Below are 19,981 nucleotides of genomic sequence, written 5' to 3'. Positions count from 1 at the left end.
TCAAGCTATTTTTTATCATTCATCAACACATCCCTCGCAACATAAGGCTGTGGAGAAAACTCAATAGTCAACACATTCGACTCTCCTAAAGCTGTTAATGTATGGACGCACCCCGGTAAAGTCCGTACCAAATCCCCCTTTTCCCAAATCTCTTCTATTACAGCCTCACTATCATCATATTTCTGAAAAGTGGCATGCATACGCCCCTGTAAAATAAGCATATATTCCACCTTTCTAAAATGATAATGATTGCCTCTAAGAACCTTTGGGACGAATTGCAAGAATCCTATATATTTAGCGGCTTCCACCGCTGGAATTGAAGCACTCAAAGTAGTATCCTCGCCAATTACAAAACCAGTCCCCGCCTCCAGCAAGCTATAATTTTTCACATCTCCTACGGATTCCACTCTTATCAAATCCCTGACAGTTATTTCATCAAACATTTTTTTTGATTGCTCACGCACGTCAATTTTACATAATCCGGCACGATATTTTAATAAAAACAACTTATGATGAGGAGCAAGGTTCTCCAATCTCAAACACTCATCCATATCCAGCAAGACAAAAGATTCACCTTCCAAAATACGGATATCCGCTGCATCGTCCATCAAATAAGTATGATGAATATATTCCCATCTATCATAGTCTGCTCTATACTCAGACCCCAAATAGGTTATAGAACTAAAATGCACCTTTTGGGATTTCTTGTGTTCAAATTCTTCCTTCAGTTCTCTGATAATGCCATCTAGAGGGGTTTCCTCCTCCTCAAGGTAGCCAGAAACAAGAGAATAATATCCGGAGTACTCTATATCCGGGTTCTCATCTCTTTTTTGCAACAATACTCTATTATCTGTTGTAGTAATAATCACAGTAGTCGAATCCATCATCTTTTTCATCTTCATTATTGTTTAAATTTTCATTCTGTTGTATTTTCACCACACCCACGTGATGAATAATATTTTCCTTATTCAGCATATCAGTATAAATAGCATGGTTTAACACCATAATAAGCAACCAAATAAGAGACAATATGGCAAAAAAAGGTTGGGTGTATGATTTCAGCCATAACTCCCAAGACTTTTTCTCTCTTTTCAAATTAGAAGGAATCTTTGTGAAAAGTTTCACATACTCATCCGGAAAAGCCTTTTCCGCTTCACATAACATATTCTTCCAGTGCTCATGATAACTCCATAATCTCTGCATTACGTAAATAGACCATATTGAAAATGACAATCCGCCAAATGCAATAATAAATGTCAGATATTCAGAAGTTTGACATATAGAGTTAAACAAGACGGTTTCCAATCCGAATAAAGAAACATTTATTCCGAACATAATATTAAAACGGCTCCAGATACCAGCTCCTTCATACTGTAATTGACCAAGAAGGTGAGTATAATGTTCCATTAATTTAGTGTTCTGCAAGGCATCCCTATCATTTACCGCTTTTTTATTATCTACATCCGCATAAAAGTTTATACCGCATCGAACTAATTTCGTCATTATATCAAGAATCTATTTTTATAATAAAAAAGGAGAGGATATTCCTCTGTTATCAGATTCATATCCCCTCCTCGCTTGAGGTTATCAAGAAGAAAGCATATCAAATTTAAACTATACTTCCTATCTTAGCCCGAATGTTTACTGTACTTTTCTTGTTACAGTTACCTTGAATGTCTTGGTTACAACACCCCAGTCATGAGTATAAGTGATGATAAATTGAACATCATGCTCATAAACAGTACCTGTAGGTTCGCCATTCCAAGTAAGGATACCGTTAGCATAGCTGTATTCAGCCTTGTCTGCTTCAGAGATATCAACTTTAACACCTGTAGATTCAGAGTCCTTCTGATACAATGTAGCTGCAATAGGTTCTGCTTTAGCAAGATCATTGGCTCCATCATATACTACCAACTTATTACCAACAGCATCTTTCAAAGTCAAATCTGTCCATTTCTTCTTGTCAGCAGCAACTTTCAAGCCATTAATCAAATCAAAGAGATTAATTTGTTCACCAGTTGCTAATGCAGGATTGTTATACTTCAAGTCAACAACATCAGAGAATGCCAAGATCGGTGTTTGCACAGTCCATTCTTCTGTATCGAAGAGTACACGTTTAGAATCAGTATCACCTGCTGTAATATCGTAAATATCAACTTTCAGTTTGCCAACCTTAGCCAAATCTACACGTGGAGTAAATACAATCTGGTTAGTAGTAGCCCACTTGATATCACCACTCTTCATCATTTCCTGAACATAAGCGTTCTGGTTCTTTGAAGCCATATCAAATTTCACTATAGCATCTTCAGGAACAACATCATACATTTCGTCAAATACCTGAGATTGCATAATGAAGTCTGTGTAATTTGCTCCACTCTTAACCCATTCACCCATGATAATGCGGTTCTTATACTGATCCTTAATCGGACAATCGAATGTATAAGTTACAGAGAAGTCGTTGATTGTAACCTTGAACAGTTTATTCTCATACTTGTTGTAAACACCGTAAGGAGTGTTGATACCATCGGTCATCACCATATCATAGTCACTGTTCCAATCATAGTTATTATATGAATAGATTGACCCCATCAACAAATTAGCCTTCTTGATTTGTTTCTGACCAGCACCTGGTGTCAAAATTAAGAATAAAGAATCTTTATCTGCATTATTTCCACCATTCTTATAGTAGAGAACAGCTTCATTTACAATGGCATTATCTTCAAAATATTTAGCAACTTCAGTTACATCTTGATTTCGTACATTCCAGAAGGAATTGAAACATTGACTAGACTTGTTAGTATAACCTACCAACTTGTTGGCTGTGTCATATTCAGGTATATACAATTGAACAAAAGTAGAATACACCGTATTGTTATATGAAACAACATCACGTCCTTCGATAGCATTTTCAAAGTCACGAACATCCAAAGTGATAACTTGAGATTTTGCACTATTGTAAGTAAATGTGAAGTTGTCTGTAGCGTTCAACGGTTTCAAAGCAACAGTTGAGAAGTTAGGATTAACAGCAGGACGAACTGCTTTGATAAATACTACATTCTTTATCTCATAATCTTTAATTCCTTCTTCTTGAGCCTTAACAGTAGTAGTTACTTCAATAGCTGCATATTCATCAATAGCAGAAGCTTGGTTAGTTGATTTCACAGACAAGACATTATCTTTCAGTTCAAAGATACCTTGATGAGTCTTAATAGTTTGACCCTTAAAAGTGTATTCTTCATTCTGATCCAACAGTCTGAAAGCCTTTTCATAAACAATACCTGTTTCTTTTACCCAAACCTTAGCACTTTGAATATAAACATCAATAGAATCATTTACATTGTAAGTACCTTGATAGTTGAATTTACCAAAATCATATCCATCATAAGCATTCCATCCTTCAGTAATAATCTTCGGATAATTGTTACCTGTTACGGTAGTGGAAGTGAATGCGTTCTTGATATTATCAGTAGTAACATTTGTTCTTCCTACTGTAAAGTAATCAGAAGCAGAAGTGTATTGACCATACATAGTTACATCTAAAGAAGTTGCAACTACTGTTCCTTCACTTATTCCTTCATTAGGTATCATGGCAAGTTTCAATACTCCGTTTGCTAAAGTAGCCGAACCATCCATATATACCAAAGCCGGTTCTACACTACGACTCAATTTGTATGTATCAACGAACGAGAATTTAGCATTGTCCAATGAGAAATCACCTGGATAAACCTTGAAAGAAGCATAAGCAGGAACAGCTGCAAACAATTCATTATCTGTATTATATACATTATAAGCATAACAAACATCACTGGCATCATCAACAGCCTGTTTTCTGTAAACTACAGTCTGTAACCCTTTGAATGCAGAACCTTCCTGCAGCAAAGTATAGTTCTGACCGTCGATAGTCACGATTACAGTCTTGCTTTCAGCATCTACAGCAATGTTAGGAAATTCATTGTTCTGCTTCAAATCAGTAACTTTGTCACCGATCTTGATGTATTCCACACCATCCACTGTCACCCAAGACACGTTTGAACCGGCAGCTTCACCATCCTGACCTCTGGCCGGAACTTTGTTACCTTCGGTATCTTTCACATCCACCCAAGTAGCACCTTTATCTGTGCTGACCTGCCAGTAATTGCCTTCCACACGGAATTCAGGGATAACAGTAGTACCGGCTGCTCCATCTGTTCCATTCGTACCATTCTTGATAGTAATTTTGGAACCGTCAGTGAAAACCAGTTCATATCCACCGGTAACCTCATTACATGACTGAACGAATTTACCTGCCTTAATTGCCGAGTCAAGACTTGCAATGGTTTCCTTGACTTCGCTCAATTCCTTGTCGATGCGGTCAATGTCATCATCATAGTCCTTACAAGACACAAATGTTCCTGTCGAGGTCACCATTAAGGCTCCGAACAGGATTGCACTTAAAAACTTTTTGTTCATAATAGAAAAACTTTAAATTTATAAATTTAAAAAACTAAAATTGGTTATACATATTTGGTTCATTATTAATAGCTTAGCTAGTTTACTGCCTGCAAATGATGCCTCCTTCTTTCTTGAGTCTGATATGACAAAGGTGATACCCCGACAATACGGCTGAAAGCAGAGTAGAAAGCACTTTTCGAAGCAAAGCCACAACTGCAAGGCAGCTCAGTCAGCGCACAACGTCGGGAACAGAGAAGTTCTTTGGCATATTCCACACGATACGTGTTCACAAGTTCCTTCAAATTACAACCGAAGTATTTGTTCACCACATTGCTCAGATAGGTCTGGTTTGTTTCAAGCAGTGCACTCAGTTTCTTCAGAGAAAGCGAGGTGTCAAGAAATACCTGACGTATCTCAAGCTGGTACAATATACCTTTATATATATTACAATCCACCTTGCGAATGTCTGTTTCCTTTCCGGCAAACTCCTCTTTCCATTGCCGCTCGGCAGCCTTGAAAAGCAAAGTCTTCTGTCGCTCGGAAGTAGCGGTCGTGCGTTTACGTCTCAGAAATAGATATTCCATCTGCTTTATGTTGTTTTCATTTAATTATACCGCTTCAAAGACCAGATATATTCCATATATAAAAAGGTCTTAAAAACGACATTTTTGTAGATCTCTTGATAAGAGATCTACAAAAGGTATTAACACACATTATATCAACATATTACAGAGCTGTTGAAACGAAATAAAGAAGAATATAAATAAATGAGAGAACTATTTTTTTATATAAATTCCTATTTTTTTTGCCAAAAATGTATTAGTTCTCAAAACTTTGCTTATTTTTGCACAGAAAATATATATCTCTTATCAAGAGATATATAAATCGGTTCATGTAAAAGCGAAGCATAACAAACTGAAAAACAGAAGATTTCCTCTTATAAAGAGTTCATGTTAGCTTTAAAAGAAGAAAAGTTCATCCTTTTAACTTTTTTTATTTCATCAAAGAGAAAACCGCCAACCAGCTTTTTTAAAAAGTTCTACTATAAAAGTCCGGGAGCATTTGGGATTATTGTGGAAATAACAATAGATCGGGCCCTGTTGCATAAACCTTTTCTATCTCCTGATTAAACCTTTTTATACGGATGTATTCTATCTCCATAGCCTTTGGAGTTATCTCCATAAGCTTTGGAGTTATCTCCCAAGACTATGGAGTCAACTCCAAAGGCTTGCGGAGATAAAACAGGCAGGAAGAAAACCCTTAGCCATACGGCGGGAAAGGGTTAGAGATATGGATAAGATCTTTTAAGGATGAAGCTGACTACAAGGCTACGCATTCCTTACGTAGGGAGGAAAAATCCCCAGACAGCCTTCTTTTAAAAAAAGCGAAACAGCATATGGGCAGGAAGATATACATCTGACTACATGTATGGTATATAGCAACAAGTCGAAATGCTAAAGTGAGGGCATATATGCAATCCCCATCCTTACTTTTGCCTGCCATACAAACCATACATAAAATTACGAACGCTCGTACAGGGTATCACAAACAATCGCATGAAATAAAATCCCCACTAAATTTCTGCTGACCCAAAAGCCGGACAAGCCCTCATTTCAGCAGGCTGAAGGATTTATATCCGGATGAAGGAAATAAAGTGAAAATGGTTCATTATAACCAACTGATTAACAATAAATTATCTTAAAATGAAGGATTTGAAGGAAAAAAAACAGGTTATAGAGCCAAATCTTCTCTATAACCTGCATATACTCAAAGCACCTTGAAACATTCAGAGAGTGATATCTTTCATTATCTTTTCTAATGCTCCGGCATTATGGTTCACATAATTTCCGGCAGCTTTCCCTGCTTGTTGCAAATAAGCCTCATCCGACAGGAATTTGTCCATCAACCGTTTAAAATCATCATAACCGGTTACTTCAAAACCGCCTTTCTGCTCCAACAAATGTTGCGCCTCGCGGAATTTCTTGTTGTTAGGTCCGAATATCACAGGAATACCATATACAGCCGCTTCCAGCACATTATGAATTCCAACTCCAAAGCCACCCCCAATATACGAAATCTCACCATATCGGTAAATGGAGGACAGCAGTCCGTAACAGTCGATAATCAAACAATCGGCCTGTGTCACATTTTCTTCCGTAGCCTCGGTATAGCGGATGCACGGACGTTTCACCTTATCTAAAATCTCCTTCAAATGACTGTCGCTCACCACATGAGGAGCAATAACCAGCTTCATCTCAGGATGCTCATTGAAATACTTGATAAAAATATCCTCATCCGGTCCCCATGAGCTGCCTGCAACAAAAGTCAACGAATCACCTTTGAACTTCTCCACCAGCGGAAGCTGCTTGGCTTGATGGCAGATATCCAGCACGCGGTCAAAACGAGTATCGCCCACAACTGTCACATCGGTCACGCCAATTGTCGCCAGCAATTCTTTGGAAACTTCGTTCTGTACAAACAAATGAGCAAAAGTCCTCAGCACCTCACTATATCTCTTCCCATACCAACGGAAAAAAATCTGATTGGGACGGAAAATGGAAGATACGCTATAGGTGGGAATACCTCTCCTATGCAACTCATTCAAGTAATTCTGCCAAAATTCGTACTTGATAAAAAACACCATACAGGGATTAGCCAATTCTACAAACCGACGGACATTACGCGGAGTGTCGAAAGGCAGATAGCAGACAAGGTCTGCCCCCTGGTAGTTCTTTCTCACTTCATACCCTGAGGGAGAAAAGAAAGTCTGCAATATTTTATATTCGGGATGCTCCTTACGGATACGTTCTATCAAAGGGCGTCCCTGTTCGAACTCCCCCAATGAAGCTGCATGAAACCAAATATAACGGGCATTTTTGTCTATCTTGTTACGCAAGATATCAAATACTTCCCGGTGTCCTTTCACCATTTTGGCGGGCTTGGCGCTGAACAGGCCGGCAACCTTCACCCCGAATAGATAAATATAGATGACTAGGTTATAAATCATAACTACCGGCTATTACTTGAGCACTTCCACAGCCCGACGAATGCGTCGCAATGTTTCTTCTTTCCCTAAAACGGCTGAAATATCAAACATATGCGGGCCTTTACCTTCGCCTACCAAGGTTAAACGGAAAGCATTCATTATATTACCCAAGTGATAACCTTTATCTTCTATCCATTTCATGACCACAGCCTCCTGATTCTCCAGCGAGAAGTCGTCCAAGGCCTCCAATACGTCCGCCAACTCCAGCATACGTTCGGGAGAGTCCTCTTTCCAACGTTTTTTACGGGTCTTCTCATCATATTCCGTAGGAGCGACGAAGAAGAATTTGCAAGTTTCCCACAAATCCTTGATAAAACTTACACGATCTTTCATCAAGCCTACCACGGTCACCACTTTATCCATAGGAGCTTCAATGCCATGCTCTTTCAAGATCGGCATGAAAAGCCCGGCTACTTCCTCATTGCTTTTCTTCAATATATATTCATGGTTAAACCATTTTCCTTTTTCAAAGTCGAATTTTGCCCCGGCTTTGCTGCAACGGTGCAGGTCAAAAAGCTTCACCAGTTCATCCAAGGACATCAGTTCCTGGTCATTTCCCGGATTCCATCCCAACAGGGCAAGGAAATTGATAACAGCTTCGGGCAGGTAACCCGACTCACGATAACCGGAAGACACCTCACCGGTCTTGGGGTCGTGCCATTCCAACGGGAAAACAGGGAAGCCAAGACGGTCACCATCACGCTTGCTCAGTTTACCGTTACCATCCGGTTTCAACAACAAGGGAAGATGTGCGAACTCGGGCATGGTATCCGCCCAGCCGAAAGCCCGGTACAGCAGGACATGCAACGGAGCGGAAGGCAACCATTCCTCACCACGGATTACATGGGAAACTTCCATCAAATGGTCGTCCACAATGTTTGCCAAATGATAAGTAGGCAGTTCATCCGCCGATTTATATAAAACTTTATCATCCAAAATGGAAGAATTGATCACTACCTCGCCACGGATAATATCATGTACGTGTACATCTTCATTCGGTTCAATCTTGAAACGTACCACATATTGCTTCCCATCGGCAATCAGTGCATCCACTTCTTCTTTCGGCAGAGTCAAAGAGTTACGCATAGACATACGGGTAGAAGCATCGTACTGGAAATTAGAGATTTCCTGACGTTTGGCGTCCAACTCCGCCGGAGTATCGAAAGCAATATACGCCTTACCGCTGTCAAGCAACACCTGTACATATTTCTTATAAATATCACGACGTTCAGACTGACGGTAGGGGCCGTAGTTACCACCAAAGCTGACTCCTTCGTCAAAGTTTATCCCCAACCACTTAAACGACTCAATGATATATTCTTCCGCACCCGGAACAAAGCGATTTGAGTCGGTATCTTCTATACGGAAAATTAAATCTCCACCATGCTGGCGAGCAAACAGATAGTTATACAAGGCTGTGCGCACACCGCCGATATGCAACGCTCCCGTCGGGCTCGGAGCAAAACGAACTCTTACTTTTCTTTCTGACATTGTTGTTTTATATAAAATACGCCGCAAAATTAATCTAAATTTCCCGATTTTTTCGTATTTTGCGCGCAAAAATATACGATTATGAGAAGTTTCAAGACCAACCAACGGTTTTCATATAAAAATTTGATTTATAAAAGCCTTATTTTCATTGCCACAGTATCAGTGATAGTCTACTTTTTACCCAATGAAGGAAAGTTCAACTATCAATTTGATATAAACAAGCCTTGGAAATACGGACTGTTACAGGCATCATTTGATTTTCCGATTTACAAAAACGACATACAAGTACAAAAGGAACAGGACAGCATCCTGGCAGACTATCAACCTTATTTCCAGATAGACAAGGAAGCCGAAAAAAATGTCCTTTCCAAATTAAGGGAGGATTACAACAAGACCTTACGCCATTCACTGCCGGGCACGGACTATGTGCGTTATATTGAACGCACATTAAAGGCACTGTATGAGGACGGAATCATTGCCGGAAATGACTTGAAGCGTATGGAGGAAGACAGTATCATTGCCATACGGCTGGTAGACAAGAATGTAGCGACAAGCCGTTTTATCGACCAATTGTACACCGTGAAGGAAGCCTATGAATATTTGCTGAATGCGGATACCACCCACTACAAAAAGAAGATATTACAACAATGTAATCTGAATGATTACATTACACCTAATCTGGTTTATGATGAAGAAAAGTCCGAGGCGGCGCAAAAAGACCTGCTCTCTAATATTTCATGGGCAAACGGCTTTGTGCTGAACGGACAAAAGATTATTGACCGTGGAGAAATTGTTGATGAGCAGACTTACAACATATTGGAATCCTTACGCAAGGAATGGGAAAAACGTAGCGACTCGGTACAAGAGAAAAGACTGACATTGGCCGGACAAATATTATATGTAGGAATCTTCCTGTTCTGCTTCATGGCCTATCTGGAGTTGTTCCGGGCAGATTATTATGAACGGAAAGGAACACTTACCCTGCTATTTGCGCTGATTGTGTTCTTCCCCGTCCTGTCTTCCATTATGGTGGAACAGAACTTGTCAAGTATTTACGTGGTTCCATTTGCCATGATTCCGATTATAGTCCGTGTTTTCCTTGACTCAAGAACGGCATTCATGGCACATGTCACTATCATTTTGCTTTGCTCCATCACTTTACGTTTTCCACATGAGTTTATCTTGTTACAGGTAGTGGCAGGAATGGTGGCGATCTATAGTTTGAGAGAATTGTCCCAACGGTCGCAATTGTTACGGACGGCTTTGGTTGTATTTATCAGTTACGCTTTATTATATTTTGCTTTCGAGCTGATTCATGAAGATGATTTGACCAAGCTGAATACGCGCATGTACATCTATTTTATGATCAACGGTATCTTACTGCTGTTCGCTTATCCGTTACTGTTCCTTTTGGAGAAAATATTCGGTTTTACTTCAGATGTGACTTTGGTGGAACTGTCAAATATCAACAATAGCTTACTTCGGGAAATGTCCGAAGTAGCTCCGGGCACTTTCCAACACTCATTGCAGATGGCAAACCTGGCTGCGGCGGCGGCAAACAAGATTGGAGGTAAAAGCCAGCTGGTGCGTACGGGAGCATTATATCATGACATCGGTAAAATGGTGAATCCGGCTTTTTTCACAGAAAACCAGTCGGGAGTCAACCCGCACAAGAGTTTAAGTTATGAACAAAGCGCCCAGGTTATCATCAGTCATATCACCGACGGACTGAAACTGGCGGAAAAGCATAATCTGCCCAAAGTGATCAAAGACTTTATCAGTACCCATCATGGACGGGGACTGACGAAGTATTTCTACATTTCATATAAAAACGAACATCCTGACGAAGAAGTGGATCAGGAAAAGTTCCGCTACCCCGGTCCGAACCCGTTCACCAAGGAACAGGCCGTCCTGATGATGGCCGACTCTGTAGAAGCGGCTTCACGCAGCCTGCCGGAGTACACGGAAGAAAGCATCAGCACACTGGTAGATAAGATTATTGACACACAGGTATCTGAGGGGTATTTCAAAGAATGCCCTATTACGTTCAAGGATATAGCAACAGTCAAAGCACTGTTTAAAGAAAAGCTGAAAACGATGTATCACACCCGAATCAGTTACCCGGAACTAAGGAAGTAAGCAATCCTGCACAAGCATCTTCCAGTATATCAAGCACGTTCTCGAACCCTTGCGCACCGCCATAGTAAGGGTCGGGAACATAGTCTGCCACTTTGGTGCGGCAATAATCCGTCATGCGATGGATTTTCTTTTCCGTTTCCAGATCGGGAGCACGCTCCATCAGGTCCTCTATATTACGGTCGTCCATGCCGATGATCATATCAAAATGATAGAAATCCTCCGTACAGACAGGACGGGAACGATGGGTCAGATTATAACCGCGGCGGGAAGCATGCATCCGCATACGGCTGTCGGGCAATTCCCCTCTATGATAACTCAGGATTCCGGCAGAATCCACCTCTATCTCGTGTTCCAGTCCTTTTTTCTTTATGAGAGTACGCATCACTTCTTCTGCCGAAGAAGACCTGCAAATGTTACCGAGGCAGACAAAAAGTATTCTTTTCATATATAATCTACAAATGAAGGTATTCTTTAAATGATTTCACATCACGGTTCATGATCAGCTCTTCAGGAAACCCGGTAAGCTGCAACAATTCATACAAATTATCGTAACGGGCTATATCAAACGAAATATGCGCGTCACTTCCCAAAATGACCGGAACTTCATATTTCTTGCATAAACGGAGAATGGTGAGGTTGTTCTCACGGGCATTGGGTTTGTTACGGGTGGGTTTTAAAGAACTGTTATTTATTTCCAATAAAGTATGGTGTTCTTTGGCTGCCAATACCATCGGTTCAAAATGTAACGCCGCCGTACCGTCTCCGGGGTGACTGATAATATGAATAAAAGGATTGCTGATAACCTGTACCATTCCATGGGTGTTTTCTTCTATCGTTCCATATTCATAACATAAAGAGTGGATACCCGCAATACGGATATCAAGCATCTTCATATAATCCTCGTCCAAATCGAGGTTTCCTTTACCATCCAGAATATTAATCTCAGCCCCCAACAACAGCTCCACCCCATACATCCGGCGGGGAACCACATGCAAGTTTCTAAAATAAATAGGATGGCAAGTACCGGGAACACCGGGCGAATGTTCCGTTATCCCTAAAACCTTCAATCCCTTATCGGCGGCAGCTTGCGCCATTTCTTGTAAAGTACTGAATGCATGCCCGCTGGCAATGGTATGGGTATGTACGTCTAATTCTATCTTCATCTTTATTTTCGTTTATCTTTTCTATTATCGTCCAGTGCATGGACCGGTTACTGTGGATCTACATCATAATAAACTAACAACGAACGGAAACGTTCATCTTCCAATATGGCACGTTGTACGGCAAGCAGATAATCACGCACTTTCTTTATAGAAGCATTCTGCTCCACTTTCACAATCATTTTTTTTATAAATAAGGTCTGGATACGGGCCACCGGCGGTTTGTCCGGGCCCAATACCCTGTCGCCCAATCCGGAACGAAGCTGTGCCGCCATGGTATCCGCCGCCAAATCCAGAATATCCTCTTTGCGGTGTTTCAGATATACATAAATCAAACGATAATAAGGAGGATATTTGAACATCTGCCGTTCTGCCAATTGGTCATAATATAACTGCTCATAGTTATTATGCATCACTTGATGAATAACGGGTAAATCGGGCGATTTGGTCTGAAGGATAACCAGTCCTTGCTTATTTTTACGCCCGGCACGTCCTGCTACTTGGGCCATCAGTTGGAAAGCACGCTCATAGCTCCGGAAATCCGGGAAGTTCAACATCGTATCCGCATTCAGAATCCCCACCACACTGACATGATCAAAGTCCAATCCTTTGGACACCATCTGCGTACCAATCAGGATGTCCGTCTTGCCCTGTTCAAAATCCGCGATAATTTTCTCGTATGCGGTACGGGTACGAGTGGTATCCAAATCCATCCGGGCGACTTTCGCCTCGGGAAATATCAGTTTTATATCATCTTCTATACGCTCTGTACCGAAACCGCGATGCATCAATTCCACTCCGCCGCACGCCGGGCAGGAACGGGGAACTTGATAGGTATATCCGCAGTAATGGCAAGTCAGCTGGTTCAGCCCCTTATGATACGTCAGACTCACATCACAGTTCTTGCATTTAGGAACCCAGCCGCAGGTATGACATTCTATCATCGGAGCGAAACCGCGACGGTTCTGAAACAGGATAACCTGCTCCTTACACTCCAATGCCTCTTTTATCTGCTTGACCAGCGCCGGTGAGAAAGGGCCCTGCATCCGCTTCTGATGCGCCAGTTCCTTGATGTCAACCAGTTCTATATGAGGAAGCCGGATATCTTTATATCTTTCTTTCAATTCTACCAAGCCATACTTTCCCGAGGTAGCATTAAAGTAAGTTTCCACACCAGGAGTAGCCGTCCCCAGCAGCACTTTCGCCTTGAACATAGAGGCCAGCATGATGGCTGAGCTACGGGCATGGTAACGTGGGGCAGGGTCTTGCTGTTTATACGTATTCTCGTGTTCCTCATCTATGATGACCAGCCCCAAGTTACGAAAAGGCAGAAAAATAGAGGAACGGACTCCGAGAATCACGTCATAGCTCTTCTCTCCCAACTGTTTCTGCCATATCTCCACCCGTTCAGCGTCCGGAAACTTGGAATGATAAATACCCAGCCGATGTCCGAACACCCTTTTCAAACGCTCAGTTATCTGAGTGGTCAGTGCAATTTCCGGAAGCAAATATAAGACCTGCTTTCCTGTTTTCAGCACCTCCTGAATGAGGTGGATATAAATTTCCGTCTTGCCACTGGATGTAACGCCATGCAGAAGACACACATTTTTCTCTCTGAAGCATTGAAGAATGTTGCCATAAGCCTGTTGCTGCGCAATATTCAGCGGATTAATATCACCGGTATCCGAAATTCCTTTATCCAAACGTCCTATCTCCTGATGATAGACCTCAAAGACTTTCTTTTCGACCAATCCGTTAAAAACGGCCGCAGACCCTCCAGACTTTTCAAGCAGCTCTTTCTTTGTTACTTCCTTTAAAGCATACCCTCTGGCTACCCAACCGGACAATTCCACATACTTCATTAATATCATCAATTGTTTAGGAGCACGTGACAATTCATTGAACAGCCGTTGTAAGTAAGCCTCATCCGCTTCTCCGTTCACCAACCTCACCCTTGCCTCAGTACGCGGTTTGTAATTACGTTTCAGTTCCTCCTTGACAAAGATGGCCTCTTTGTCCAACAAAGACTTGATGACAGTCAACACATTTTTCAGTCCGCTGTTTTTTTCCAACTGGGTTACACACTGTTCTGTATCCCGGCTCAACAAATCCAGAATTTTCTGCTCTTTCTCCGGTAAGGGTGCAGTGGCTTCAAAATCAGGATTATATTCCACCAACGTTTCGCTTTCCAGTTTCATACCCGAAGGGATAGCCGCCTTGTACACATCTCCTAATGTACAAAGATAATATTCCGCCAGCCATTGCCAGAACTCATATTGTTTCGGTAACAGTACCGGAGATGAATCCAGCACTTCAGCTATATCCTTCGTTTCATACCCCTCCGGGGCCGCATAATGTACATTTGTCACTATTGCCGTATAGAACTTTTTCTTTCCAAACGGAACAACCACCCGACAACCAATCTGTACCATCTCTTCCATCTCCTGAGGAAGGGAATAAGTGTATTGGTTGGCAATAGGTAATGGAACTATGACATCTACGAATTTTTTCATGGTGCAAAATTACAAAAAAGGAGGCATTCAGTGAAGAATGCCTCCTTTTTATCTTTTATTAAATAAGGTTGTCTAGAACAAGTATGCCAAAGAAACTTGCCAAGTGTTGTTCTTTATATTAACAGAATGGTGTCCATCACCCGATCCACCCTCTGTATAATATTCATAAGTACCAGTCTTGCTCAGAGCAAAATTATAATTAACCCCTAACTGTAAATGACGTATCAATTTAAGACCTGCTCCTACATTGAAACTGGTTGTAGATTTTTTCAATGACAATTCACGCGTCCATGTTTTATTGCCAATATTAAAATCAAACTGGGGACCTGCAGCAATATAAGCACCCAACATGCTACCAAGGCCAAAGGACCATTTCAAATTCACAGGAACTGCAAATGTCTTTAACTTCATTGTTTTCTCTCCATCAGCCCCTAAGTCTGTCTGAGAATATAAAGCGGCAACATCTGCCCCTATCCCGATAATAGGCAGGGTGAATTCAGCCATCGGACCCACAAAAAAACCAGTCTTATTATCCCCTTTAAAAGCATCCTTTGAAAAACTCAATTTTGAAATATTCAAACCACCTTTTACTCCAAAGTGCAACTGAGCCTGAGCAGGAGCAGCCATCATCAAACATACAGCTACCATTAATACACTAATAATCTTTTTCATGTTTGTCTATTTTTAGTTTACGCCACAAAGATAAACACTTTTTCCATGTATAATGTTCAATCTCCCAGGAAAGTTACATTACGCTTTCCAATCCCCCCTTCCAAGAAGAAATATCAAACAAAAAACGGACAGAATTTTTTATTCTGTCCGCCATGTTCTCTTTCTAATATTCTTCCTCATTAAAAAAGAAATCCTCTTTGCTCGGATAATCCGGCCAAATATCTTCTATACTTTCATAGATTTCGCCTTCATCTTCCATCTCTTGCAAGTTTTCGATTACTTCCAACGGAGCGCCCGAACGCATTGCATAGTCAATCAACTCATCCTTTGTAGCAGGCCAGGGAGCATCCTCTAACTTCGAGGCCAATTCTAATGTCCAGTACATAGTTTTCTTATTTTTTAAGTAAATACTTTTCTTTCGTTCTCTAATTAGCCGCAAAAGTATAATAAATTATTTCATTTGCAACTTTTATCCCAAAAAATTTCATCCGTTTTAGTTAAATGATTTAACTTTCGGGTCAAAATGAATAAATAATCAGATAAACGGTTGACAAATGCTGTTACACGGGCATCTATGTCACATTCTTCAGCCAATGCAAGAATACGTCGCTCGGCACGGCGACACACCGTCCGGCAAATGTGCCCAACGGCTGCTCCACGGTCACCCCCCGGCAGAATAAAAGCATTCAAAGGAGGAAGTTCATTGTCAATTACGTCAATTGCCTGCTCCAACATCCGGATGTCTTCATCCTCTATACGACTTTCCATACGCAACTTGGTCTGTGTCTGATCCGTTGCCAGATACGAACCGACAGAGAATAATTTATTTTGTATACGAAAAATGATTTGTTTATCCTCCTCATCCGTCAAATACGTTTGCAACAATCCCAAATAGGAGTTCAATTCATCCACTGTGCCATAGGCTTCAAGCCGTATATGCGTTTTCGGCACCCGGGTACCACCTACCAATGATGTGGTTCCCTTATCACCTGTTTTGGTGTATATCATGCTTTTCTTCATGGTTCCGGTTATAAAAAATTTACAATATAATGCTGTTTATATCTCGCTTTATCAAAAAAGACCAACCCTATGTCATACAAATCAAAAGTGATACCCGTCGACTCACTGGCTACAATTTGCTCCCACCATTTCCGTTTTTCCTTCGATTCATGAATTCCTCCGACAATAAAGCAACTACGAGGTCCGGCATAAGGAAGTACCAGTTCAAAAACTTCTTTATAAAAAGGAGTATGCCCTATATGCAGACAATCTAATGTATGCACCTCCGCCAGTTTCTCCTCCAGTTGCCGGGAAGTCTTTGCCCAATCCCTGCCTTTCAAGGTGACGGAGTCCATAGTATGACACGCAGCCCGCATATATCCTATGGATGCCCCATTACCAATCCCCACTTCAATCAACGACTTTGGTCTGAAATAATTAACCAACCGGAATAGCAAACGGTTCACTTTCCTTCGATAATGTGGCAAATAAGCAGGAAATCCCCTTTCCTTCAATACCCGATAAGCATAGTAGTGATATTTTTCATAAACAACAGAAGTAATCAGAAAAAAATCAGACGGAGAGTGTACTCCGTAACCACAACGGTGACGGAAGCGACTGCACCAATTCCATATACGATGAAGAAAAAACATATTTCTCAGCTTTATTAAGTAACACAAAGATAAAAGATTACCCGACAATATCGAAATAAAATACTATTTTTGTTGCCCATTAGTTATTAAACCATTTATAAACGATGAAACACACACTCTCTTTTATGGTATGGGCAATACTGGCTGTCTTATTGCCTTTACAAATGGCCCAGGCCGCAGCTCCTCCCACTGAATTACAGAAAAGACTTCAAAATCTTCCGGACATCAGTGACATTAGACCAATGCAAAGTGATGCCTATCCGGAGAAATATGTATTCTTCATTAATCAACTATTGGATCCGCATCACCCCGAAGCAGGGAATTTCAAGCAAAGGGTTATTCTCTCGCATGTAGGTTTTGACCGCCCTACCGTACTGGTTACCGAAGGTTATGCCGCCCATTATGCCACCCATCCGCGTTATCAAGAAGAGTTATCCAACTTATTCAACGCCAATCTGGTATTCGTGGAATACCGTTATTTTGGTGAGTCCATGCCGAAGCCCTGTAACTGGGATTATCTCACGGTTGAAAATTCACTGTATGATTTGCATCATGTAACCACGACCTTGAAACAACTATACGATGAGAAATGGATAGCTACCGGAATCAGCAAAGGCGGACAGACTACGATGTTCTACCGCACTTACTTTCCCGATGATGTGGATATCTCCGTACCTTACGTAGCCCCCCTCAACCAATCATTGGAGGACGGCCGTCACGAACCGTTCATTGCCAATAAAGTTTCGACTCCCGAAAACCGTAAACGAGTTGAAAACTTTCAACTGGAAGTACTTAAACGCAAGAGCCGGCTGCTGCCGATGTTCGAAAAATATTGCTCGGATAAAGGATATACCTTCCGCATTCCTATAGCCGAAGTATACGACTTCAATGTATTGGAATACTCATTTGCCCTATGGCAATGGGGAACTCCTGTAAATAAGATTCCGGAAACAAATGCCGATGACCACACGCTATTCAAGCATTTCATGGCTATTTGTGAACCGGATTATTTCTCCGAACAATCTCCCTACCCTTCCTTTAATGTGCAAGCGGCCAAAGAACTGGGGTATTACGGATATGACATCAAACCTTTCAAAAAGTATCTGACGATAAAGAGCAGCCGTAACTATCTTCATAAGGTAATGTTACCGCCCGAACTGTCAAATCTCAAATTTGACAAGACACTATATAATAAGGTGGTAAAATTCCTGAAAGAGAATGATCCCGAAATGATCTATATTTATGGCGGCGATGATCCTTGGACAGCTTCGGGTGTCACTTGGCTGAAGAACAAGAAAAACATAAAAGTTTATGTGTTACCCGGCGGCAGCCATACCACCCGTATCGGCAGCTTTGACACCGACACACAAGAAGAAATCAAGACACAAATCAATGCATGGCTGAATAAAGAATAGCAAAGAAACGAGATAAAAAGCTTTTCCGCCACAGGTTACGCAGATTGTCACCGGTTATTTCCATTGAGGACCCACTGTTTAAATTGGACCGATGTCAATCTGAGCAATCTGTGACGAAATCTTGATTTTATCATAAAGGCATATTGCCATGTTTCTTAGGCGGATTGCTTTGGTTTTTATTGTGACACATTTCCAAAGCTTGAATAAGTTTGTAACGAGTGTCACGGGGCATAATCACCTCATCAATCAGACCACGTTCTGCCGCACGATAAGGATTGGAGAATTTATCTTCGTATTCCTTGATGATCTCAGCTTTCTCTTCCGGAGCAGACTTGCGGTAAAGGATATTCACTGCCCCTTCTGCACCCATGACGGCTATTTCCGCCTGTGGGTAAGCCAGGTTCACATCGGCTCCCGTCGGCTTGCTGGACATGACAATGTAGGCATCTCCATAAGCTTTACGGGTAATTAAAGTAACCTTGGGCACTGTAGCTTCAGCGTATGCATAGACTATCTTCGCACCGTGGCGGATGATGCCGTTGTGTTCCTGTACCGTTCCGGGCAGGAAGCCGGGAACATCCTCGAAAGTGATCAGAGGAATATTAAAGCAGTCACAGAAACGGATAAAACGGGCAGCCTTGTCGCTGGCGTCAATGTCAAGGACGCCGGCCAGCCAGGCGGGCTGATTGGCAACAATACCTACGGAACGACCTCCCAGGCGACCAAACCCCACCACCACATTTTTAGCAAAGTGAGGCATCACCTCGAAGAAATACTGGTTATCCAGCACCGGTTCGATGATATCCTTTATATCATAAGGCATGTTCGGATCTTCGGGAATGACAGTCTGCAACGCCTCCACCTGACGATGGATGTCATCGTTGCAGGGAACCAGCGGCGCATCCTCCATATTGTTGGAAGGCAGGAAACTCAGCAATTCGCGGATACTCATCAGCGTTTCCTCCTCATTATCGCACATAAAATGGGTCACACCGCTTTTGCCGCTGTGAGTCTGGGCACCGCCCAGTTCCTCCTTGCCCACCTCCTCGTTAGTCACGGTCTTCACCACATCCGGACCCGTGATAAACATGTGGCTCTGCTCCTTCACCATAAAGATAAAGTCGGTCAGTGCCGGGGAATAGCAGGCGCCTCCGGCACAAGGCCCCAAAATGGCGGAAATCTGGGGAATAACACCTGATGCAATGGTATTCTGATAAAAGATGGAGGCATATCCGGCCAAGCTGTTCACCCCTTCCTGTATGCGTGCACCCCCCGAATCGTTCAAAGCGATAACGGGAGCTCCCGTCTTCAAAGCCAGTTGCTGAACCTTTACAATCTTGGCCGCATTGGTCTCGCTCAGCGAACCGCCGTGCGCGGTGAAATCGTATGCATAGACAAACACCGGACGGCCGTCTATCTTTCCGTAACCGGTGACCATACCATCTCCGGCAATCTGCTTCTT

General features: G+C 41.9%; 16 protein-coding genes. 2 read left to right on the top strand and 14 right to left on the bottom strand.

Going from position 1 to position 19,981, the window contains the following annotated elements; genetic code table 11:
• Window positions 1-5: 5 nt before the first annotated feature.
• The 6 genes from RE317_RS18935 to gltX all read right to left on the bottom strand — a co-directional run bounded on the left by RE317_RS18935 (window position 6) and on the right by gltX (window position 8,968).
• A complete protein-coding gene (locus RE317_RS18935; protein ID WP_032939066.1) occupies window positions 6-896 on the bottom strand; it encodes an NUDIX domain-containing protein in 891 nt (296 codons plus the stop codon).
• Window positions 847-1,503 (bottom strand): hypothetical protein, encoded by a 657-nt coding sequence (locus tag RE317_RS18930; RefSeq protein ID WP_057098919.1) that lies wholly within the window; start codon window positions 1,501-1,503, stop codon window positions 847-849. The genes RE317_RS18935 and RE317_RS18930 overlap by 50 nt, the downstream gene beginning before the upstream one ends.
• A 138-nt stretch (window positions 1,504-1,641) precedes the next feature.
• Window positions 1,642-4,449, bottom strand: coding sequence for a PL29 family lyase N-terminal domain-containing protein (locus RE317_RS18925; RefSeq protein ID WP_117889654.1), 2,808 nt, complete (start codon window positions 4,447-4,449; stop codon window positions 1,642-1,644).
• A gap of 77 nt (window positions 4,450-4,526) precedes the next feature.
• Window positions 4,527-5,015 (bottom strand): AraC family transcriptional regulator, encoded by a 489-nt coding sequence (locus tag RE317_RS18920; protein ID WP_005845470.1) that lies wholly within the window; start codon window positions 5,013-5,015, stop codon window positions 4,527-4,529.
• A gap of 1,202 nt (window positions 5,016-6,217) precedes the next feature.
• Window positions 6,218-7,438 (bottom strand): 3-deoxy-D-manno-octulosonic acid transferase, encoded by a 1,221-nt coding sequence (locus RE317_RS18915; protein WP_011965199.1) that lies wholly within the window; start codon window positions 7,436-7,438, stop codon window positions 6,218-6,220.
• A gap of 12 nt (window positions 7,439-7,450) precedes the next feature.
• A complete protein-coding gene (gene gltX / locus RE317_RS18910; RefSeq protein ID WP_005845466.1) occupies window positions 7,451-8,968 on the bottom strand; it encodes a glutamate--tRNA ligase in 1,518 nt (505 codons plus the stop codon).
• A gap of 81 nt (window positions 8,969-9,049) precedes the next feature.
• Here gltX and RE317_RS18905 point away from each other — a divergent pair, with 81 nt between their 5' ends.
• Window positions 9,050-11,107 carry an HD family phosphohydrolase gene (locus RE317_RS18905; protein ID WP_005845464.1) on the top strand — a complete coding sequence of 686 codons (2,058 nt, stop codon included), beginning with the start codon at window positions 9,050-9,052 and terminating at the stop codon, window positions 11,105-11,107.
• Here the strand turns inward: RE317_RS18905 and RE317_RS18900 are convergent.
• The 7 genes from RE317_RS18900 to RE317_RS18870 form a co-directional block, all read right to left on the bottom strand.
• Window positions 11,082-11,552, bottom strand: coding sequence for a low molecular weight protein-tyrosine-phosphatase (locus RE317_RS18900; protein WP_005845462.1), 471 nt, complete (start codon window positions 11,550-11,552; stop codon window positions 11,082-11,084). The two genes, RE317_RS18905 and RE317_RS18900, sit on opposite strands and share 26 nt — an antisense overlap.
• Before the next feature lie 7 nt (window positions 11,553-11,559).
• Window positions 11,560-12,270 (bottom strand): phosphatase, encoded by a 711-nt coding sequence (locus tag RE317_RS18895; RefSeq protein ID WP_005845460.1) that lies wholly within the window; start codon window positions 12,268-12,270, stop codon window positions 11,560-11,562.
• Between the two features lie 47 nt (window positions 12,271-12,317).
• Window positions 12,318-14,780, bottom strand: coding sequence for a primosomal protein N' (gene priA, locus RE317_RS18890; RefSeq protein ID WP_117873990.1), 2,463 nt, complete (start codon window positions 14,778-14,780; stop codon window positions 12,318-12,320).
• 72 nt (window positions 14,781-14,852) lie between these two features.
• Entirely contained in the window at window positions 14,853-15,452 is a 600-nt protein-coding gene (locus RE317_RS18885; protein WP_008668329.1) for a porin family protein, read from the bottom strand.
• 163 nt (window positions 15,453-15,615) lie between these two features.
• On the bottom strand, window positions 15,616-15,837 hold the full coding sequence (locus tag RE317_RS18880) for a DUF2795 domain-containing protein (protein ID WP_002558131.1): 222 nt from the start codon (window positions 15,835-15,837) through the stop codon (window positions 15,616-15,618).
• A gap of 71 nt (window positions 15,838-15,908) precedes the next feature.
• On the bottom strand, window positions 15,909-16,472 hold the full coding sequence (locus RE317_RS18875; protein WP_005845453.1) for a cob(I)yrinic acid a,c-diamide adenosyltransferase: 564 nt from the start codon (window positions 16,470-16,472) through the stop codon (window positions 15,909-15,911).
• A gap of 8 nt (window positions 16,473-16,480) precedes the next feature.
• Complete coding sequence (locus tag RE317_RS18870) at window positions 16,481-17,104, bottom strand: hypothetical protein (protein WP_005849531.1); 624 nt, start codon at window positions 17,102-17,104, stop codon at window positions 16,481-16,483.
• Between the two features lie 104 nt (window positions 17,105-17,208).
• Here RE317_RS18870 and RE317_RS18865 point away from each other — a divergent pair, with 104 nt between their 5' ends.
• Window positions 17,209-18,519: a S28 family serine protease gene (locus RE317_RS18865; RefSeq protein ID WP_117873994.1), complete on the top strand. Its 1,311-nt coding sequence runs from the start codon at window positions 17,209-17,211 to the stop codon at window positions 18,517-18,519.
• 130 nt (window positions 18,520-18,649) lie between these two features.
• Here RE317_RS18865 and RE317_RS18860 read toward each other — a convergent pair.
• The coding region (locus tag RE317_RS18860) for an acyl-CoA carboxylase subunit beta (RefSeq protein ID WP_303266277.1) at window positions 18,650-19,981 on the bottom strand (1,332 nt) is incomplete at its 5' end.

The sequence above is a fragment of the Phocaeicola sp. GP0067 genome (assembly GCF_031119655.1).
Classification (GTDB): domain Bacteria; phylum Bacteroidota; class Bacteroidia; order Bacteroidales; family Bacteroidaceae; genus Phocaeicola; species Phocaeicola vulgatus.
The sequence above is the reverse complement of the archived record's forward strand: the minus strand, read 5'-3'. Positions and strand labels throughout refer to the sequence as shown.